The sequence below is a fragment of the Nocardioides lianchengensis genome (assembly GCF_900101465.1).
In the GTDB taxonomy this organism is placed as follows: domain Bacteria; phylum Actinomycetota; class Actinomycetes; order Propionibacteriales; family Nocardioidaceae; genus Nocardioides; species Nocardioides lianchengensis.
In genome coordinates, this window is sequence record NZ_FMZM01000001.1 from 416,917 (window position 1) to 434,786 (window position 17,870).

20 protein-coding genes are annotated in these 17,870 nt (G+C 73.0%); 12 read left to right on the top strand and 8 right to left on the bottom strand.

Annotated elements, in window-relative coordinates; all coding sequences use genetic code 11:
- Nucleotides 1-79: 79 nt before the first annotated feature.
- From BLT76_RS02045 to BLT76_RS26280, 3 genes are all read left to right on the top strand, one after another.
- A complete protein-coding gene (locus BLT76_RS02045; RefSeq protein WP_280139617.1) occupies nt 80-931 on the top strand; it encodes a 3-hydroxybutyryl-CoA dehydrogenase in 852 nt (283 codons plus the stop codon).
- Nucleotides 932-947: 16 nt separating this feature from the next.
- Nucleotides 948-2,120 carry an acyl-CoA dehydrogenase family protein gene (locus BLT76_RS02050; protein ID WP_090850241.1) on the top strand — a complete coding sequence of 391 codons (1,173 nt, stop codon included), beginning with the start codon at nt 948-950 and terminating at the stop codon, nt 2,118-2,120.
- 276 nt (nt 2,121-2,396) lie between these two features.
- Nucleotides 2,397-3,197 (top strand): resuscitation-promoting factor, encoded by an 801-nt coding sequence (locus tag BLT76_RS26280; RefSeq protein WP_139175379.1) that lies wholly within the window; start codon nt 2,397-2,399, stop codon nt 3,195-3,197.
- An 11-nt stretch (nt 3,198-3,208) separates the two neighbouring features.
- On the opposite strand, the gene BLT76_RS02060 is transcribed toward BLT76_RS26280, so the two are convergent.
- Nucleotides 3,209-3,808, bottom strand: a complete 600-nt coding sequence (locus BLT76_RS02060) for a GNAT family N-acetyltransferase (RefSeq protein ID WP_090850245.1) — start codon at nt 3,806-3,808, stop codon at nt 3,209-3,211.
- Between the two features lie 17 nt (nt 3,809-3,825).
- Here BLT76_RS02060 and BLT76_RS02065 point away from each other — a divergent pair, with 17 nt between their 5' ends.
- Nucleotides 3,826-4,224 (top strand): nuclear transport factor 2 family protein, encoded by a 399-nt coding sequence (locus BLT76_RS02065; protein ID WP_090850247.1) that lies wholly within the window; start codon nt 3,826-3,828, stop codon nt 4,222-4,224.
- 61 nt (nt 4,225-4,285) lie between these two features.
- On the opposite strand, the gene BLT76_RS02070 is transcribed toward BLT76_RS02065, so the two are convergent.
- The 4 genes from BLT76_RS02070 to BLT76_RS02085 all read right to left on the bottom strand — a co-directional run bounded on the left by BLT76_RS02070 (nt 4,286) and on the right by BLT76_RS02085 (nt 7,172).
- Nucleotides 4,286-4,555 carry a GlsB/YeaQ/YmgE family stress response membrane protein gene (locus BLT76_RS02070; protein WP_218856833.1) on the bottom strand — a complete coding sequence of 90 codons (270 nt, stop codon included), beginning with the start codon at nt 4,553-4,555 and terminating at the stop codon, nt 4,286-4,288.
- A 56-nt stretch (nt 4,556-4,611) separates the two neighbouring features.
- Complete coding sequence (locus BLT76_RS02075; protein ID WP_090850249.1) at nt 4,612-5,652, bottom strand: NAD(P)-dependent alcohol dehydrogenase; 1,041 nt, start codon at nt 5,650-5,652, stop codon at nt 4,612-4,614.
- A gap of 89 nt (nt 5,653-5,741) precedes the next feature.
- A complete protein-coding gene (locus BLT76_RS02080) occupies nt 5,742-6,203 on the bottom strand; it encodes a MerR family transcriptional regulator (RefSeq protein ID WP_090850251.1) in 462 nt (153 codons plus the stop codon).
- 57 nt (nt 6,204-6,260) lie between these two features.
- Nucleotides 6,261-7,172, bottom strand: a complete 912-nt coding sequence (locus BLT76_RS02085) for an NAD-dependent epimerase/dehydratase family protein (RefSeq protein ID WP_090850252.1) — start codon at nt 7,170-7,172, stop codon at nt 6,261-6,263.
- Nucleotides 7,173-7,271: 99 nt separating this feature from the next.
- Here BLT76_RS02085 and BLT76_RS02090 point away from each other — a divergent pair, with 99 nt between their 5' ends.
- Together BLT76_RS02090 and ilvA are read left to right on the top strand one after the other, a co-directional pair.
- Nucleotides 7,272-8,513 carry a DUF3500 domain-containing protein gene (locus BLT76_RS02090; protein ID WP_090850253.1) on the top strand — a complete coding sequence of 414 codons (1,242 nt, stop codon included), beginning with the start codon at nt 7,272-7,274 and terminating at the stop codon, nt 8,511-8,513.
- Between the two features lie 34 nt (nt 8,514-8,547).
- Nucleotides 8,548-9,795 carry a threonine ammonia-lyase IlvA gene (gene ilvA / locus BLT76_RS02095; RefSeq protein ID WP_090850826.1) on the top strand — a complete coding sequence of 416 codons (1,248 nt, stop codon included), beginning with the start codon at nt 8,548-8,550 and terminating at the stop codon, nt 9,793-9,795.
- 16 nt (nt 9,796-9,811) lie between these two features.
- Here ilvA and BLT76_RS02100 read toward each other — a convergent pair whose 3' ends face one another.
- Nucleotides 9,812-10,174, bottom strand: coding sequence for a hypothetical protein (locus tag BLT76_RS02100; RefSeq protein ID WP_090850255.1), 363 nt, complete (start codon nt 10,172-10,174; stop codon nt 9,812-9,814).
- A 55-nt stretch (nt 10,175-10,229) separates the two neighbouring features.
- Complete coding sequence (locus tag BLT76_RS02105) at nt 10,230-11,126, bottom strand: DODA-type extradiol aromatic ring-opening family dioxygenase (RefSeq protein WP_090850257.1); 897 nt, start codon at nt 11,124-11,126, stop codon at nt 10,230-10,232.
- A gap of 107 nt (nt 11,127-11,233) precedes the next feature.
- Between BLT76_RS02105 and BLT76_RS02110 the strand changes: the two genes are divergently transcribed.
- Nucleotides 11,234-12,025 carry an IclR family transcriptional regulator domain-containing protein gene (locus BLT76_RS02110; RefSeq protein WP_090850259.1) on the top strand — a complete coding sequence of 264 codons (792 nt, stop codon included), beginning with the start codon at nt 11,234-11,236 and terminating at the stop codon, nt 12,023-12,025.
- Nucleotides 12,026-12,040: 15 nt separating this feature from the next.
- Here BLT76_RS02110 and BLT76_RS02115 read toward each other — a convergent pair whose 3' ends face one another.
- The gene (locus BLT76_RS02115) at nt 12,041-13,486 is read right to left on the bottom strand and encodes an amidohydrolase family protein (RefSeq protein ID WP_090850260.1); all 1,446 of its coding nucleotides are present in this window, start codon (nt 13,484-13,486) and stop codon (nt 12,041-12,043) included.
- Between the two features lie 161 nt (nt 13,487-13,647).
- On the opposite strand from BLT76_RS02115, the gene BLT76_RS02120 reads away from it, so the two are divergent.
- From BLT76_RS02120 to BLT76_RS02140, 5 genes are all read left to right on the top strand, one after another.
- Entirely contained in the window at nt 13,648-14,805 is a 1,158-nt protein-coding gene (locus tag BLT76_RS02120; RefSeq protein ID WP_244509209.1) for a CaiB/BaiF CoA transferase family protein, read from the top strand.
- On the top strand, nt 14,802-15,596 hold the full coding sequence (locus BLT76_RS02125; RefSeq protein WP_090850264.1) for a citryl-CoA lyase: 795 nt from the start codon (nt 14,802-14,804) through the stop codon (nt 15,594-15,596). Before BLT76_RS02120 ends, BLT76_RS02125 begins: the two co-directional genes overlap by 4 nt.
- Nucleotides 15,596-16,573, top strand: coding sequence for a quinone oxidoreductase family protein (locus BLT76_RS02130; RefSeq protein ID WP_090850266.1), 978 nt, complete (start codon nt 15,596-15,598; stop codon nt 16,571-16,573). Before BLT76_RS02125 ends, BLT76_RS02130 begins: the two co-directional genes overlap by 1 nt.
- A gap of 80 nt (nt 16,574-16,653) precedes the next feature.
- Nucleotides 16,654-17,292 carry a hypothetical protein gene (locus BLT76_RS25545; protein ID WP_170866904.1) on the top strand — a complete coding sequence of 213 codons (639 nt, stop codon included), beginning with the start codon at nt 16,654-16,656 and terminating at the stop codon, nt 17,290-17,292.
- Entirely contained in the window at nt 17,285-17,824 is a 540-nt protein-coding gene (locus tag BLT76_RS02140; protein ID WP_170866905.1) for an RNA polymerase sigma factor, read from the top strand. The genes BLT76_RS25545 and BLT76_RS02140 overlap by 8 nt, the downstream gene beginning before the upstream one ends.
- The last annotated feature ends 46 nt before the right edge of the window (nt 17,825-17,870 follow it).

Below are 17,870 nucleotides of genomic sequence, written 5' to 3' on the forward strand. Positions count from 1 at the left end.
GAGACCTCCTCCGTCGGGACCGATGGTACTGAGTACCATGATTGCGGTATCAAGTGGCCGAGGTGAGGAGCAGATCATGGTGGAGCGCGTCGGGGTCGTGGGCTGCGGCCTGATGGGAGCGGGCATCGCGGAGGTGTCCGCCCGGGCGGGGCTCGACGTCGTCGTGGTCGAGTCCAGCGAGGCCGCGGCGAGCGCCGGACGCACCCGGCTGGAGAAGTCCCTGGCCCGCGCCGAGGCCAAGGGCAAGATCGCGAACGGCGAGAGCGCGGCCGACGTCCTGGCCCGGATCCGGGTCGCGACCTCGCTCGGCGAGCTCGTGGACCGCGACCTCGTGGTCGAGGCGATCGTGGAGGACGAGGCCGCCAAGGTCGAGCTCTTCAAGAAGCTGGACCGGATCGTCGCCGCGCCGGACGCCATCCTGGCCTCCAACACCTCCTCCATCCCGATCATGAAGCTGGGCGTGGTCACCACCCGCCCGCAGCAGGTCATGGGCATCCACTTCTTCAACCCGGTGCCGGTGCTGCAGCTGGTCGAGCTGGTCCCCAGCCTGCTCACCGGCGCCGACACCACCGAGCGCGCCCGCTCCTTCGTCGAGGGCACCCTCGGCAAGCAGGCGATCGACTGCCAGGACCGTGCGGGCTTCGTGGTCAACGCGCTGCTGGTGCCGTTCATCCTCTCGGCGATCCGGATGTACGAGTCCGGCTTCGCCTCCGCCGAGGACATCGACCGCGGCCTGGTGCTCGGTGCCGCGCACCCCCAGGGCCCGCTCGCGCTCGCCGACCTGATCGGTCTCGACACCACCAAGGCCGTCGCCGAGTCGCTCTACGAGGAGTTCAAGGAGCCGCTGTACGCCGCCCCGCCGCTCCTCAACCGGATGGTCGACGCCGGCCTGCTGGGCCGCAAGACCGGCCGCGGCTTCTACACCTACTGATCGAGGACCCACCCAGATGAGCAACGACTTCCCCCTCTACGGCCTCTCCGAGGAGCACCAGGCGATCCGCGAGGCCGTGCGCGCGGTCGCCGAGGCCAAGATCGCGCCGTACGCCGCCGACGTCGACGAGCAGGCCCGCTTCCCGCAGGAGGCCGCCGACGCGCTGGTCGCCGTCGACTTCCACGCCCCCCACGTCCCCGAGGAGTACGGCGGCGCCGGAGCCGACGCGCTCGCGACCTGCCTGGTGATCGAGGAGGTGGCCCGCGTCGACGTGTCCGCCTCGCTGATCCCGGCGGTCAACAAGCTCGGCTCGCTGCCGGTGATGATCGGCGGGTCCCCGGAGCTGAAGCAGAAGTACCTCACCAAGCTCGCCGCCGGCGAGGGGCTCTTCTCGTACTGCCTCTCCGAGCCCGACGCCGGCTCGGATGCCGCGTCCATGAAGACCCGTGCCGTCCGCGACGGCGACGACTGGGTCCTCAACGGCACCAAGCGCTGGATCACCAACGCCGGCGTCTCGGACTACTACACCGTCCTGGCCGTCACGGACCCGGACGCCCGGACCAAGGGCATCAGCGCGTTCGTCGTCGAGAAGTCCGACGAGGGCGTCTCGTTCGGCGCCCCGGAGAAGAAGCTCGGCATCAAGGGCTCGCCGACCCGCGAGGTCTACCTCGACCAGGTCCGCATCCCCGGCGACCGGATCATCGGCGAGGAGGGCAAGGGCTTCGCCTACGCCATGCAGACCCTCGACCACACCCGCGTCACCATCGCCGCCCAGGCGGTCGGCGTCGCCCAGGGCGCGCTCGACTACGCCCTCGACTACGCGAAGGAGCGCCAGCAGTTCGGGAAGCCGATCAGCGACTTCCAGGGCCTGCAGTTCCTGCTCGCCGACATGGGGATGAAGGTCGAGGCGGCCCGTCAGATGACGTACGCCGCCGCCGGCCGCTCCGAGCGTGGCGACCAGGACCTGACCTTCTTCGGTGCCGCTGCCAAGTGCTTCGCCTCCGACGTCGCCATGGAGGTCGCCACCAACGCGGTCCAGGTGCTCGGCGGCTACGGCTTCACCCGCGACTACCCGGTCGAGCGGATGATGCGCGACGCCAAGATCACCCAGATCTACGAGGGCACCAACCAGGTGCAGCGGATCGTGATGGCCCGGCAGCTGCTGGCGGGGGTCCAGAGCGAGCTCTGAGGTGGCGGCGCGTCGTACACCGACGGACACAAGTCCGCCCGGCAGCCTCGGCGCTGAGCGTGGAGCGAGGCAATCGGGCGGACTTGTGTCCGTCCGGGTACGACGCCGCCCGGGTCGACGCGCCGGGTCGGTTTGGGTGGGTCCTCTACGGTCGATGACCGTGTGCCGAGGCCGTCGGCCGGGCATACGCGCGCCGAGCAGGTGCGCAGCCGCGCTCGCAGCGCGGGACCGATACCCGGACCGGTTCCGGGTTCCCCCACCACGAGGTTCTCACTCTTGCGATTCCGTACTGCCCCCCTTTCCCGCACCGTCGCCCTCGCCGCGGCTGCCGCCACCGCGGCGTCGCTGAGCGTCGGCCCGTCGTACGCCGCCGAACCGGCCGCCCCGCGTGCCGCCCAGCAGGTCCAGGTGAAGGACGGCCTGCAGGCCCGCCGGACGGTCGCGAGCACCGCCACCCGACCGGTCGGGGTGCTGCGCGCCGCCGGGGTCAAGGTGACGCCGCACGATCGGGTGCGCCTGATCCGCGACGGCCGGGTCGTGCGCGGCAAGGCCAAGCTCCCCGTCCGCAGCGGCGACGTCGTCCGGGTCATCCGGGTCTCGCGCGAGGTCGGCACCCGCCGGGTGAGCATCGACAAGGGCCGCGTCGTCCGGACCAGCAGCGAGCTCAAGCCGGGCAAGCGCCGCGTCGTGTCCCGCGGGCGGGACGGGATCGGCAAGGTCCGCGTGGTCCGCTGGTCCCGCAACGGCCGCCCGGTCGACACCGAGGTGGTGGCGCGCCGGGTCCTGAAGGCGCCGGCCCCGCGCCGCGTCGTCGTCGGCGCCCGCTTCGGCACCGTGCCCGGCACCGGGCACCTGAACTGGCGGGCCCTCGCGGACTGCGAGTCCTCGGGCAACCCGCGGGCGGTGAGCCCCGCGGGCTACGCCGGCCTCTACCAGTTCGATCGCGGCACCTGGCACAGCGTCGGGGGGAGCGGCACGGCCGACCAGGCCTCCTCCGCCGAGCAGACCCACCGCGCCCAGCTGCTCTACCGCGAGCGTGGCCGGTCGCCGTGGCCGAACTGCGGCCGCCTGCTCTGACGGCAGGCCCCTCACTCCGGCGCGACGACCCTTCGCATCACGCAGTTGCCGAGTCCCTTGGGTCGGTCGTAGGTGAAGCCGACCCGCTCGTACATCGTGCGGGTGCCGTTGTATAGGAACGACGAGGACGTCTTCCTCCCGGCGGCCCTCTTCTCGGCCAGGTCGTGCGGGTAGCCCTCGACGAGCCCGCCCCCGGCGGCCGCGATCAGCTCGACGGCGCCGCGCAGCGCGGCCTCGGCCAGGCCCTGCTTGCGGCGCTGGCGGTCGACCTGGATGCAGGTGATCCGGTAGTCGGCGGGCGGGCCGACGTGGGTGGCGTCGTACTCCTTGCGGTGGTGCAGGCGCGGCAGCTCCTCCGGAGGGCCGTACGTCGCCCATGCGACCGCCAGCCCGTCCTGCACCACGAGGGCGGCGTGCGCCTCGCCGGCTCGGACGAGCCGTTCCTTGGCCTCGCGCCCGGTCAGGTCCGGGTCGAGCTCGCGTCCGGCGCAGTCGGGGTGGAACCAGGTGCACCAGCAGCGGCTGAACAGGCTGCCGCCCTGCCGCTCGTTCAGGTCGGCGAAGAGCGGCCAGGTGTCCGGGCCGAGGGCCACGATGCGGGTGCCGTCCACCCCGCTACGGTAAGCCCGTGCGAGCCTTCCGAGACGCGGTCGAGACCCGGGACTTCGGCGCCATCGAGGCGCTCCTCTGCGACGACGTGGTGTTCGTCAGCCCGGTGGCGTTCACGTCGTACGCCGGCAAGGCGATGACGCTGGCCATCCTGCGCACGGTCGTCGACGTGTTCGAGGGGTTCCGCTACGTCCGCGAGATCGGGGGCGAGGGCGTCGACCACGCCCTGGTCTTCGAGGCGACGGTCGACGGCAAGCAGCTGACCGGCTGCGACTTCCTGCGCCTGGACGACGACGGCCGGATCGCCGAGCTGATGGTCATGGTGCGGCCGTTGAGCGCCGCCGTGGCGCTGGGGGAGCAGATGGGGGCGCGGTTCGACCTGGTGCGGGAGCGCGCGGCGTCGTACGACGCGGGGTGAGCACCCGAGGAATGACGACGGCCCCGCACCGAGGGTGCGGGGCCGTGCGGGTGGACGGAGGTCAGCGGTGCGCGTGCTGCTTGCGGCCCATCAGGCCCTCGACGACGCCGACGAGCAGGACCGCGGCGACGATCGCGACGATCGCTCCCACGATGTTGAGCTCCCAGATGTCACCGGTGCCGAGCGCGGAGGCGACGACACCGCCGATCAGCGAGCCGAGGACGCCGAGGAGCAGGGTGCCGAGCCAGCCGAGGGACTGCCGACCCGGCTTGATGAGGCGCGCGAGCGCGCCGACGACGAGACCGAAGACGAGAAAACCGATGATGCCCATAGCGGTTCGGTACCCGCCCGGCCCGTCTCGACCTCGGCCGCGTCAGGAGACGGTCGTCACGCGATGGTGCCGGTGTCGATGACGAACCGGTAGCGGACATCCGAGGCCAGCACCCGCTCGTAGGCCTCGTTGACCTGGTCGGCGGCGATCACCTCGACCTCGGCGCCGAGCCCGTGCTCGGCGCAGAAGTCGAGCATCTCCTGGGTCAGCGCGATGCCGCCGATCATCGAGCCGGCGAACGACCGGCGACCGCTGATCAGCGACATCGCGTGCACCGGCAGCGGCTCAGCCGGGGCGCCGACGTTGACCAGGGTGCCGTCGACCGCGAGGAGGCGGAGGTAGGCGTTGACGTCGATGCTCGCGCTGACCGTGTTGACGATCAGGTCGAAGCGGCCGGCGAGCTGGTCGAAGGTGGCCGGGTCGGAGGTGGCGAAGTAGTCGTCCGCCCCCAGCCGCAGCCCGTCCTCCTGCTTCTTCAGCGACTGCGACAGCACGGTGACCTCGGCGCCGAGGGCGTGGGCGATCTTGACGGCCATGTGGCCCAGTCCGCCCAGGCCGACGACGGCCACCTTCGTGCCGGGCCCGGCCTTCCAGTGCCGCAGCGGGGCGTACGTCGTGATGCCCGCGCAGAGCAGCGGCGCGGCGGCGGCCGGATCCAGGCCGTCCGGGACGGACAGGACGTAGTCGGCGTCGACCACGACGTGGGTCGAGTAGCCGCCCTGGGTGGTGGTGCCGTCGCGGTCGGTGGCGGCGTAGGTGCCGACCATGCCGTCGAGGCAGTACTGCTCGTCGCCGTTGGTGCAGTTCACGCACTCGCCGCAGGAGTTGACCATGCAGCCGACGCCGACCCGGTCGCCGACGGCGTGCCGGGTGACGGCGGAGCCGACCTCGGCGACGACGCCGACGATCTCGTGCCCGGGTACGACGGGGAACGGCTGCGGGCCCCAGTCGCCGTTGACGGTGTGGATGTCGGAGTGGCAGATGCCGGCGTACCGGATCTCGATGAGGACGTCGTTCGCGCCGACCTCGCGGCGCTCGATGGTGGTGGGGGCCAGGGGCTGGCCGGCGGCGGGGGCCGCGTAGGCGTGGACGCGCATCAGGGTTCCTTCGGGGTGGTGGTGGCAGGCGGCAGCGGCCTGCGGACCGCGAGGGTCCGCCGGCAGGTCGCCCGGGGATCAGGTGGTGGTCAGGGGGTCCGGGTGTCCCGGAGCTCGTCGGCGAGGGCGCGGGCCTCGGCGGAGATCAGCTCCGCGCGGGCGACGTCGCCGGCCTCGACGGCGTGCCAGTAGTCGATCTTGATCGCGACGTACCGCTGGCGCAGCGCGACCTGCTGCGCCTCGTGGGCCAGTCGGCGCTGCTGCTCCTCCAGCAGCTCGACCTGCTCGGCCGCCGCGGCGGGACCGATGCTGCCGTTGGCGACGTACTGGCGCATGTCGCCGACCGACATGCCGGTGGCGGCCAGGCAGGCGATCCACATCAGCTGGTCGAGGTCGGCCTCGTCGTACACGCGGTGCCGGCTGCTCGCGCCGCGGCTGATCGGCGCGATCACGCCGATCTGCTCGTAGTAGCGCAGCGTGCTGGCCGGCAGCCCGGTCAGGGCCGCGGCCTCCTTGATCGTGTAGCCGCGCTCGGTCGTCGATGAGGTCACGTCATCGACGCTAAGAACTTCGAGCGCTCGAAGTCAAAGGTCTCCTGGGTCACACGGTCAGCGGAGCCCGGCGACGATCTCGTCGAGCGCCGAGGCCAGGTCGACCTGCGGGGTCCAGCCCCAGGCGTGCGCACGGTCGGCGACGATCCGGCCGGTCCACGCGGGCCGGTCGTCCCAGTCCATCGTGACCCCCAGGGCACCGGCCACGGCCTCGTAGTAGTCGCGGGCGGTGGCCGGTCCGGCGGCCACGTTGACCGCGGTGCACGCGCCCTCGACCGGGCCGGTGCTGCCGTCGGGCGACGGCGCGACCCGGCCCGCCGCGACGTCGGCCGCGAAGGCGGCCAGGTCGTCGACGTGGACCCACGCGAAGCTCTGCTCGGGTACGGCGTGCCGCGCGCCCTCGTCGTCGCGCAGGGCGGCCGGGCGCAGCGTGTTCCAGACCGAGCTCTCGCCGGCTCCGAGGATCGCCGGCGGCCGCAGCAGCACCCGCGTCGGCCCGTCGACCGCGGCCAGGGCGGCGTCGGTGTCCCGCTTGGTCACGGGGTAGTCGCCGGCGTCGTCACCCACCAGGGCGGCGTCCTCGGCGACGTCGCCGACGCCGGGGGAGCGGTCGTAGACGGCCCCGGTGGAGACGTGGACCAGGCGTGCGACCCCGGCGTCCGCGGCGGCTCGCGCGAAGGTCGTCGTGCCCTCGACGCCGATCCGACGCTGGGTCGCCAGGTCGCTGCCCATCGGGTGCACCGTGGTGACCGCGGCGTCCGCGCCGGCGACGACCTCGGCCGCGAAGCCCGGGTCGGTGAACTCGCCGACCCGCTCCTCGACCCCGGGCAGCGCGGGCGCCGTCCCGGCCCGTCGTACGACGGCGCGGACGCGGGCGCCGCGCGCGGCCAGGGCCACGCAGACCCGGGCCCCGACCAGGCCGTTCGCTCCGGTGACGACGACGACCGGGGTCCTGCTCTCCTGGCTCATGCGGCCAGCCTGGCACGGTCGTGGTGGGCTCCCACGACTCGTCGAGCGGGCACAGGGACCTCACCGGGAGCGCACAGGAAGCGCGACCAGCCTCCTCCCATGAAGACGCGAAGGTCCCTCACCGCACTGTCCGCCTGGGCGCTCGTCGGCGCCCTCACCCTCGCCGGCTGCGGCAGCACGGAGGAGTCCACCGGTTCCTCCTCCGCCGCCGGCTCGTCGAGCTCCACGGGCGCGGCCACGACCATCTCCGACGCGGCCGCCTCGGCCGCGACCACCGCCGACGCGACGACGACCGCCGGGACGATCTCCGACACCGCGGCCGCCGCCGCGGCCTTCCTGGCCACGCTGTCCGACGAGCAGCGGGAAGCCGTGGTCAACGACTACGACGACGAGACCCGGACGACCTCGTGGTCGAACTTCCCCGTCACCTTCGTGCAGCGAGCCGGACTCAACCTGGCCGATCTGACCGAGGAGCAGCAGGCGGCGGCGATGGAGGTCCTGGAGGCGCTGCTCAGCGACGAGGGCTACGCGACGGTGACGGCCATCATCGGCGGCGACGAGTACCTCGCCGAGAACAGCAGCTCGACCGAGGACTCCCTGGGGCAGTACTACCTCGCCCTCTTCGGCGACCCCTCGACGGCGGACGCCTGGGAGGTGCAGTTCGGCGGCCACCACCTCGGCATCAACGCCACCATGGACGGGACGGCCGACACCCTCACCTTCGCCCCGACCCACCTGGGGGTCCAGCCGGCCGTCTACACGAACGAGGACGGCGAGGAGGTCCAGCCGTTCGACGGCATCTACACCGACGCCTTCGCGTTCTTCGACAGCCTGACCGCGGAGCAGCAGGCAACGCTGACCTCGGGCGAGGTCACCACGTGCGCGCCCGGGGACACGTGCGACTTCGCCACCGGCTCCGGGCTCACCGGCGCGGACCTGAGCGACGAGCAGCGACAGCTGCTGCTGGAGCTCGTCGCGAACTGGGCCGGCCTGGCCGACGAGCAGACCACCGACACCACGCTGGCCGAGATCGAGGCCACCCTCGACGACACGGTGATCGCCTGGTCCGGGGAGACCACCTACGACATGTCCACCGGCGACGGGATCAACTTCTCGATCTCCGGTCCGGACGTCTACGTCGCCTTCCAGGCCCAGCAGGGGTCCGCCGGCGCGGACGTCGAGGGGGTCACCACCTCCGGGTGGGGCCACGTCCACACGATCTACCGCGACCCGTCCAACGACTACGCCGGCAGCCTCACGCAGCAGGCGGCCGCGGGGATGGGCGGTGGCGCCGGGGGTCCCGGTGGCGGGGGTGCGCCGCCCGCCGACGCCGGGCAGTAGCGGCGCCGCGCGGCGCCCGCCGTACGGTTCTGCCGTGGACCTGCCTGGCGTGGACGACGTGGAGCGGGCCGCGACCCGCCTGGAGGAGGTGTCGGAGCCGACCCCGCTGCAGCGCAGCGCGCGGCTGTCGGCGCTGACGGGCCTCGAGGTCTGGCTCAAGCGCGAGGACCTCAACGAGGTGCGCTCCTACAAGGGGCGCGGCGCGTACACGCTCATCGCCTCCCTCTCCGACGAGGAGCGGGCGCGCGGGGTCACCTGCGCGAGCGCCGGCAACCACGCTCAGGGGGTGGCCTTCGCCTGTGCGCGCACCGGTGTCCGGGCCCGGATCTTCCTGCCCCGCACGACGCCGCGGCAGAAGCGGCAGCGGATCGCCGCGCTCGGCGGCGACTGGGTCGACGTGGTCATCGGCGGCGACACGTACGACGACGCCGCGCTCGCCAGCGCGACCTGGGCCGCTGAATCCGGCGCCACCCCGGTCCCGGCGTTCGACGACCCCCGGACCATCGCCGGCCAGGGCACCGTCGCGACCGAGGTGCTCGACCAGCTCGGCACCGCCCCGGACGCCGTGGTGGTGCCCGTCGGCGGCGGCGGGCTGCTCGCGGGGATGCTCGTCGTGCTGGCCGAGCGCGCGTCTGCGGCGCGCGTGCTCGGCGCCGAGCCGGCGGGGGCCGCGTCGATGGCGGCCGCGGTCGTGGCGGGCGGGCCGGTCGAGCTGGAGAGCGTCGACTCGTTCGTCGACGGCGCCGCCGTACGACGCATCGGCGAGCACCCCTACGAGGCCGTCCGTCGGCACGGACCGGACCTCACGACCGTCCCCGAGGGGATGGTCTGCGTGGAGATGCTCGACCTCTACCAGTCCGACGGGATCATCGCCGAGCCCGCCGGCGCCCTCGCGACGGCGGCCCTGCGCCAGGGCCTCGACCTGCCGCCCGGCTCGACCGTGGTCTGCGTGCTCTCCGGCGGCAACAACGACGTGAGTCGGTACGCCGAGGTGTGGGAGCGGGCCCTCGTGCACGAGGGCCTCAAGCACTACTTCCTGGTCGAGTTCCCGCAGGAGCCCGGCGCCCTGCGGCGCTTCCTCGACGAGGTGCTCGGACCCGACGACGACATCGTGCTCTTCGAGTACGTCAAGCGTTCCAACCGCGAGACCGGGCCCGCCCTGGTCGGGGTCGAGCTGCAGGACCGTGCCGACTACCGTCCGCTGCTCGACCGGATGGACGCCTCGCCGCTGCGGGTCGAGCCGGTCTCGCCCGACAGCCCCCTCTTCCGCTTCGTGCAGTAGGGGTGGACGGCCTCCCTCAGGTCGCGATGTCCGGGTACGGCAGGCCGAGGTGGGCGAGCTGGGCGGCGTAGTCGAGCTGCATGCCCAGCGGCTCGTCGAAGTCGCGCTCGAACATGGCGATCCACAGCGTCAGGGTGAGGAAGGGGTGGGCGCCCAGCCCGAACAGCGTGACGTGGTCGTGGGTGGCGAGGGCGGTGCGCTCCTCGTCGGTGAACGCGAGCCACGTGGTCTTCTCCGCGGTGATGCAGTTGAGGATCCGGTTGGCCTCCTCCGCCTCCCACCACGAGACGGTGCCGGCCGGGTCCTCGCGGTAGCGCTCGGTGAGCTCGGTGTCGCGGTCGACGGTGTAGAGGAACTTGTTGACGAGGTACTTGCTCATCTCGGGGTCCCCTCGGAATCGTGGAGCGACAGCGGAGCGATGGCGTGGGGTGAGCTCACAGCAGTGCCCCCTTCGAGGCCAGCGGCGGTCCGACGAGCAGGTCCGGCTCGGGATACCAGGCGAAGTAGGCCTCCATGGTGTGGAAGAGGTCGAGGTTGTCGGCGTAGTCGGCCTTCGTGTGGCCCGCGATGCCCATCATCAGCATGAAGTCCATGAAGCCGTGGGTGGCGTTGCCGGGCGCGTGCAGGCTGTCGAGGGTCACGCTGGACAGGCAGCCGTCGATGTCGCCGTCGGCGATCCAGCGCACGGCCCTCGCGTCGAACTCCGGGTCGGGACCGTGCGGGCCGAACTGGCGCGGGCCGCCGAGCTCGAGCGAGAGGTGGCCGGTGCCGATCACGGCGACGCGCAGATGGCTGGGCCAGGCGTCGATGATCTCGCGGATGGTCCTGCCCAGCTGCACGAAGCGCTCGGGTCGGGGGAGGGGCGGCGCGAAGATGTTCGTGTAGATCGGCACGATCGGCAGGTCGTTCTGCGGGCGGACCGTGAAGATCGGGCAGGTGATCGAGTGGTCGACCCGCAGCTCGTTGGAGAAGGCCAGGTCGAAGCCCTTGTCGATGCCCTCGCGCAGCATGTACGCCGACAGTTCCTCGTCGCCCTTGAAGAGGAGCTTGGGGAGGCCGAACTCCCGCATCTCGTTCTCCCAGTTGCCGTCGTAGAACGGCGCCTTCCCGATCAGGAACTGCGGCATGTTGTCGAGCCACAGCTGGTGGAAGTGGTCGGAGCCGACCATGACGAGCACGTCGGGCCGGGCCCGGGTGAGGGTCTCGCGGTAGGCCTCGACCTTGCGCACCCACTCGGCCGCGAACGGCGGCGCCTCCTCGGGGGGCAGCTGGCTGGTCCGGTAGAAGAACGGGTGGTGGGTCGTGGCGAGGATCGCCACCAGCTTCGCCATCAGGCAGTCCTCTCGATCGACGTGGAGTACGTCGTACGTCTGTCCGCATCCCGGCGAACCTGCCGGGAAGTCTGTCGTCTGAGCGTCCGCTGTGCGACCATCGCGCCATGGCCGGCCGTGGAACAGGACCCGACTTCGTCGAGGCGCTCGCCCGCGGGCTGGACGTGCTCACCTGCTTCGACGCCCACCGGCGCGAGCTGACGCTGGCCGAGATCGCGACCGCGACGGGCCTGGCCCGGCCCACGGCGCGCCGGCTGCTGCTGACGCTCGAGGAGCTCGGCTACGTCCGCACCGGCGACGGTCGCTTCGCGCTGACGCCGCGGGTGCTGCGCCTCGGGGCTGCGTACGCCGCCTCGCTCGGCCTCTGGGAGATGGCCCGCCCCCACCTGGAGACGCTGGTCGCCCGCACCGGCGAGTCGTCGTCGATGACCCAGCTCGACGGCTCGGACATCGTCTACGTCGCCCGGGTGGCCGTGCCGAAGATCATCGCGCTGCGCGTCGACATCGGCACCCGCTTCCCGGCCGTCCCCACGTCGCAGGGCAAGGTGCTGCTCGCGGCGCTCGACGACGACGCGCGCGGTGCCGTCCTCGCCGAGCCGACCCGGTCCGGCCTCCCGGCCCCGGAGTACGACGCCGCGGCGCTGGCCGAGGAGCTCCGCACCGTCCGGGCCCGCGGCTGGGCGCTGGCCGACGAGGAGCTCGCCCGCGGCATCCGCTCGGTCGCCGTCCCGGTGCGCGACGGCGACGGCGTGGTCCGCGCCGCCATGAACGTCACCGTGCACGCGGCCGAGACCAGCGTGGAGACGCTGACCGGCGACTACCTCCCGATGCTGCTGCACGCGGCCAGCGAGGTCGCCGCCGACTGGTCGCTGTGGCAGGGCCGACCGCAGGTCGGCTGAACGACGGGCCACGGCTCAGCGGGTGTGGGTCGAGGCGTCGGCGTACTCCGTGTAGGTGTACGGGTTGTCGAGCACCTTGGACTCGGGGATGTCGGGGCTCATGCCGCCCGCCCAGTCGGCCTCGCCGAGCTGGTCCTGCAGGTAGGACACGGTCTCCTCGATCGCCCGCCGGGCCTTCGTGAGGTCGGCACCGACGAGCCGGTGCTCGTGCTTGACGACCCGGCCGTCGACCAGGACGGTGTGGACGTCGCCGCGCTGCGCCTGCAGGACCACGTGACCGTAGGGGTTGAGGATCGGGAACATCACCGGCGACGCGTCGTTCTTGATGAGCACGACGTCGGCCTTCTTGCCCGGCTCGAGGCTGCCGATCTTCGCGTCGAGGCCGAGCGCCCTGGCGCCGCCGCGGGTGGCCCACTCGACGACGTCGGCGGAGCGTACGGCGAGGTGCGTGACGGTCTCGTTGTCGGCGTGGGCCTCGTGGTGCTCGCGGGTGCGGTCGGCGTTGAGGGTGCCGCGCATGGCCGAGAAGATGTCGGCGCTCATCCACACGCTGGTGTCCATCGACAGCGAGATCGGGATGCCGTGGCGGCGCAGTGACCAGCTCGAGGGGTAGCCCTGCCCGCAGCTCGCCTCGCTCTCGGCGGCCACCGAGGCGGAGCCGCCGGTCGCCGCGATCCGCTGGTAGGAGTCGTCGCTCAGCGTCGCCGCGTGGACGTAGACCGTCTCGGGGGTCATGAAGCCGTGCTCGTGCATCAGCCGGATGCCGTCGTCGTTGGTCGCGCCCCAGACGCCGGCGTGCGTCGTCACCGGGACGCCGAGGTCTCGGGCCACCTCGAAGGCCGCCTTCTCGGGGAACGCCGGGTCGCCGGTGACGTCGAAGGCCAGCTGGAAGCCGAGCCGGTCGGAGCGGGTCATGCGGCGCTGGACGAAGTCGCGGAACTCCGGCGTCGCCGTCCACTCCCACGGGCCGGCCTGGATGTTGCCGTAGGCGAACACGAAGCGGCCCGGCACCTCCTCGAGGGCGTCGACCGCGGCGTCGGCGTGGTCGACGGTGTGCAGGTTGTGCGACCAGTCGACGGTGGTGGTGACCCCGGCCTCGAGGGCCTCGAGGCCACTGAGCAGGTTGCCGGCGTAGATGTCCTGGGGGCGGAACTTGCGCCCGTGCTCGAGGTAGTTCCAGACGAAGTACTGCGTGAGGGTCCAGTCCGCGCCGTACCCCCGCACGGCGGTCTGCCACATGTGGCGGTGGGTGTCGACCATGCCCGGCATCACGATGCCGCCGGTCGCGTCGATCTCGGCGGTGCCCTCGGGGGCCGCGAGGGCCGGTCCGACCGCCTCGATGCGGTCGCCCACGACCAGCACGTCGGCGTCGGTGAGCACCGTGCGCCGCTCGTCCATGGTCAGCACGGTGCCTCCGCGGAAGACGTACGCGGGCGCTGCGGTCAGGTCGGGCGTGGGCATCTCGGCGTACCTCCGGACGGCGTGACGGACATCTGTCCGTTTTCGTGTCAGCGTGCTGTAACGCCGGTCACGTGTCAAGGGTCGGATCAGACCGCTTGACACCTGACGCGAGCGCCGGAGACAGTGGCGGACACATGTCCGCAATAGAGTGGGAGATCGCTGTGAACGCCGACGAGGTGACCGCCGGACCGCTGTCGGGGGTGCTGGTCGCCGACTTCTCCCGGGTGCTCGCCGGCCCCTACGCCACGATGCTCCTCGCCGACCTGGGGGCCGAGGTCGTCAAGGTCGAGGGCCCCGCCGGCGACGACACCCGGCACTGGGTCCCGCCGCGGCGCGGCGACACCGGCACCTACTACCTGGCGATCAACCGCAACAAGCGCTCGATCGTGCTCGACCTCAAGGACCCCGACGACCTCGCCGTCGCCCACGAGCTGTCCGCCCGGGCCGACGTCTTCATCCACAACTTCAAGCCCGGCGGCATGGATCGCTTCGAGCTCGGCTACGACCACGTCGCGGCGCGCAACCCGCGGAGCGTCTACTGCTCGATCAGCGGGTTCGGCGCGACCGGCGGCGCCCACCTGCCCGGCTACGACCTGCTGGTCCAGGCCATGTCGGGCCTGATGAGCCTCACCGGCGACCCGGAGGGGTCGCCGTACCGCGCGGGGATCTCGGTCTTCGACGTGATGACCGGCCTCCATTCCGTCATCGGCATCCTGGCCGCGCTGCGGCATCGCGACGAGACCGGCGCCGGCCAGCACGTCGAGACCAACCTGCTCTCCACCGCGATGTCCTCGCTGGTCAACCAGACCTCGGCGTACGTCGCCGGCGGCGTGGTCCCGCAGCGGATGGGCAACGCCCACCTGAGCCTCTTCCCCTACGAGCCGCTGGCCACCGGCGACGGCGATCTGGTCATCGCCGCGGGCAACGACGGGCAGTACCGCCGTCTGGTGCAGGCGATGGGCCTGCCCGAGCTGGCCGACGACCCGCGCTTCGCGACGGTGGGCGACCGCAACGACCGGCGCGAGGAGCTGCGTCCGCTGCTGCTCGAGCGGCTCGCCACGCGCACGGCCCAGGAGTGGTTCGAGGAGCTGAGCGCCGCCGGCATCCCGTGCGGGCCGATCAACGACGTCCGCGGCGGCGTCGAGCTGGCCGCGTCGCTGGGGCTCGATCCCGTCGTGACGATCGGCGACGTGCCGACCGTGCGCAACCCCATCCGGCTCAGCGCCTCGCCCGCCCGCTACGACCTGCCCCCGCCCGCCCTCGACGAGCACGGCGCCGAGGTCCGCGCCTGGCTCGGCTTCCCCCAGGAGACCGCATGAGTACCCCGTCCTTCCCCACCTCGCTGGGCACGTCCGAGGGCACCACGATCACGCTCCTCGGCCAGGACCTCGCCACCGACCTGATGGGCCAGGTGTCGTTCGGCGAGCTCGCCTACTGGCTCATCACGCTGGAGCGTCCGACCCCGCAGCAGGCGCGGCTCTTCGAGGCGGTGCTGCTCGGCCTGGCCGACCACGGCTTCACGCCGACTGCGATCGCGGCCCGGCTGACCTACCTGAGTGCGCCCGACTCGATCCAGGGCGCGCTCGCGGCCGGCCTGCTCGGTGGCGGCTCGCGATTCCTCGGCGTCACCGAGGACACCGGCCGGTTCCTCGCCGACGTGCTCGCCGGTCTCGACCGGACGCCCACCGACGACGCGGGCTGGGACGAGGTCGCGGAGGCCGCCGTACGCGCGCAGCGGGAGGCGGGGCGCTTCGTGCCGGGCCTCGGCCACCCGGTCCACAAGGACGGCGACCCGCGCACCCCGCGGTTGATCCAGATCGCCCATGAGGAGGATCTGTACGGCGCCCACCTCGCCCTCTTCGAGGCGATCGGCCGCACCCACGAGCGGGTTCTCGGCAAGCGGCTGCCGCTCAACGGCGCCGGCGTCAGTGGCGCCGCGCTCGCCGATCTCGGCATCCGCCAGGAGCTGCTGCGTGGCACGGTGCTGCTCGCCCGCTGCGCCGGGCTGCTCGGGCACATCGCCGAGGAGATCCGCCGTCCGGTGGCCAACGACGTCTACATGAGCGTCGACCGCAACGCGGTCTACGTCGACCCCTCGCAGGAGTCGTGATGCGGGCCGCCCACGTCCACACGTGCGGTGAACCGCCCCGGCCGGTCGAGGCGGCCGAGCCTGTCGCGGGCGAGGGCCAGGCGCTGGTCGCGGTGACCGCCGTGCCGATCACGCCGCTGGACCTGCTGTGCGCCGGCGGGACGTCGTACTTCGGGGAGCCGGCGACGCCGTACGTCCCGGGCGTGCAGGGGGTCGGCGTCGTCCGGACGTCCGCCCGGCTGGCCGCGGGCACGCGGGTCTGGTTCCCGACCTCCGCCGGGATGGCGCCCGGTGACGGCGGGATGGCCGAGCTGGCCGTCGTCGCCGACGGCGACCTGGTGCCGGTGAGTGGCGCGGTGCCCGACGAGCAGCTCGCGGCCCTCGGGCTGTCGGCCATCGCCGCCTGGACCGCGCTCCTGCTCCGCGGCGGCCTGCAGCCGGGGGAGCGGGTGCTGGTGCTCGGCTCCAGCGGCGTCGTCGGCACCGTCGCGCTGCAGGCCGCCCGGCTGCAGGGCGCCTCCGCGGTCTACGGCGCCGCCGTGGAACCGGCCGCGCGGGCGCGTGCCCTCGAGCTCGGCGCCGACGGCTTCGTCCAGCTGGAGCGGGACGACGACGTGGAGGGGCTCGCGGCTCGCCTGCGAGAGGTCGTCGGTGAGGTCGACGTCGTCCTCGACCCGCTCTGCGGCGTCCCCGCCTCGGCGGCCGCGCTCTGTCTCGCGCCCCGCGGTCGGCTCGTGAACCTCGGCTCCAGCGCCGGCGCGACCGCGACCTTCTCCTCCGCGCACCTGCGCAGCGGGTCGCGCGAGGTCCGCGGCTACACCAACAACGACCTGACCGCCGAGCAGCGCCGCGCGGCCCTGGCCGCCCTCGAGGAGCACGCGGAGGCGGGGCGGATCGTCGTCCCGCACGAGGTCTTCGCGCTCGCCGACGTCGCCGAGGCCTGGACCCGGCAGGCGCGGGGCGAGGTCCGGGGGCGGGCCGTCGTCCGTCTGGGCTGAACGCGGCGTAACGATCGCGCGGGGTCGCGGCAGGTAGGGGGCGGACCGGTACGGTCGAGCGACCCAGAAGGCAGACCCGCATGAAGCCCACCCCCGAGGACCTACGCCTCGACGTGACGTCGACCGACCCGCCGGACGACCTGGTGCACCGGCTGGCCGCGCTCGCGCGGGAGAGCACGCCGACGGCGAGCGTCCGCGGTCGCCGCACCGCGGCGGTGGTGGCGGGCCTGGTCGGGGCGGTCGGGCTCTCGGTCGGTGGTGCCTGGGCCACCGGTGCCGTCACGATCCCCGGGCTCCCGCAGCCACGGCAGGGGACGCCCTCCGTCCCCGTGACGCCGACCCCTCAGCCCACGCCCGCGAGGCCCTCGCCCACGGCGGTCGTCCCGTCCTCCGGCCTCGACGCTCCGGAGACGTCCGCCCCGCTCCCGGGCCCGCTCTCGGACCCCACGTCCGGCCCAGGAGGTACGACGGGCTCCGACCCGCGTCCGTCGCCGCTGCCGTCGCAGGCGGCGGACCCGACCACGACGCCCGCAGACCCGTCGCCGACGGCGCAGTCGACGAAGAAGCCACACCCGACGAAGAAGCCGCACCCGACCAGGAAGCCGCGTCCGTCCCAGGCGGCCACGCCCGCGCAGCCGACCAAGCCGACGAAGCCGACGAAGCCGACGAAGCCGACCAAACCGTCGGCGACCTCGACGGATGCGGACGTGGATGGCTGAGCGCGACGACGACCTCGTCGCGCGGGCGAAGACCGGCGACCCCGAGGCCTGGCGGGAGCTGCACCGGGCGCACGCAGGTCGGCTGGTGGCCTGGCTGTCGGCCCGGCCCAGCGGGGACAGCATGGTGGCGCCCGAGGACGTGGCGAGCGACGCCTGGCTGGTCGCGGCGACGAAGGTCGCCGACTTCACGGGGTCGGCCGACGACTTCGCGGGCTGGCTCTTCGGCATCGCCCGCAAGATCAGCGGGGGCACGAAGCGGCGCTCGGACCGCCGTCGTACCGATCCGGCCGAGGTCGAGGACCACCTGCCGGCGGTCCCCGACCCCACCCTGTCCCTGGAGGAGCGGGACTGGGTCCGCCACGCGATCGCGTCGCTGCCCCCGAGAGAGCGCGACGTGATCGGTCTCGTGGACGGACTCGGCTTCGACAACCACGGCGCCGCGACGGCGCTGGGGATCAGCGCCGTCGCGGTCCGGGTCGCCCGGCACCGCGGCCTGCGCCGGCTACGCAGCCGGCTGGTCGAGGTGCCGTAGCGATCACCGTCGGCCCCGAGGGAGGTGGGGGCCGACGGGGCGAGGC

Coding starts and splice junctions, on each gene's coding strand:
- BLT76_RS02115 (WP_090850260.1), bottom strand. CDS start 13,486: ATGCCCACGCCCGACCTGACCGCAGCGCCCGCGTACGTCTTCCGCGGA.
- BLT76_RS02090 (WP_090850253.1), top strand. CDS start 7,272: ATGAAGACGCGAAGGTCCCTCACCGCACTGTCCGCCTGGGCGCTCGTC.
- BLT76_RS02125 (WP_090850264.1), top strand. CDS start 14,802: ATGAGTACCCCGTCCTTCCCCACCTCGCTGGGCACGTCCGAGGGCACC.
- BLT76_RS02140 (WP_170866905.1), top strand. CDS start 17,285: ATGGCTGAGCGCGACGACGACCTCGTCGCGCGGGCGAAGACCGGCGAC.
- BLT76_RS02070 (WP_218856833.1), bottom strand. CDS start 4,555: ATGGGCATCATCGGTTTTCTCGTCTTCGGTCTCGTCGTCGGCGCGCTC.
- BLT76_RS02075 (WP_090850249.1), bottom strand. CDS start 5,652: ATGCGCGTCCACGCCTACGCGGCCCCCGCCGCCGGCCAGCCCCTGGCC.
- BLT76_RS02050 (WP_090850241.1), top strand. CDS start 948: ATGAGCAACGACTTCCCCCTCTACGGCCTCTCCGAGGAGCACCAGGCG.
- BLT76_RS02105 (WP_090850257.1), bottom strand. CDS start 11,126: ATGGCGAAGCTGGTGGCGATCCTCGCCACGACCCACCACCCGTTCTTC.
- BLT76_RS02100 (WP_090850255.1), bottom strand. CDS start 10,174: ATGAGCAAGTACCTCGTCAACAAGTTCCTCTACACCGTCGACCGCGAC.
- BLT76_RS02130 (WP_090850266.1), top strand. CDS start 15,596: ATGCGGGCCGCCCACGTCCACACGTGCGGTGAACCGCCCCGGCCGGTC.
- BLT76_RS02085 (WP_090850252.1), bottom strand. CDS start 7,172: ATGAGCCAGGAGAGCAGGACCCCGGTCGTCGTCGTCACCGGAGCGAAC.
- BLT76_RS25545 (WP_170866904.1), top strand. CDS start 16,654: ATGAAGCCCACCCCCGAGGACCTACGCCTCGACGTGACGTCGACCGAC.
- BLT76_RS02110 (WP_090850259.1), top strand. CDS start 11,234: ATGGCCGGCCGTGGAACAGGACCCGACTTCGTCGAGGCGCTCGCCCGC.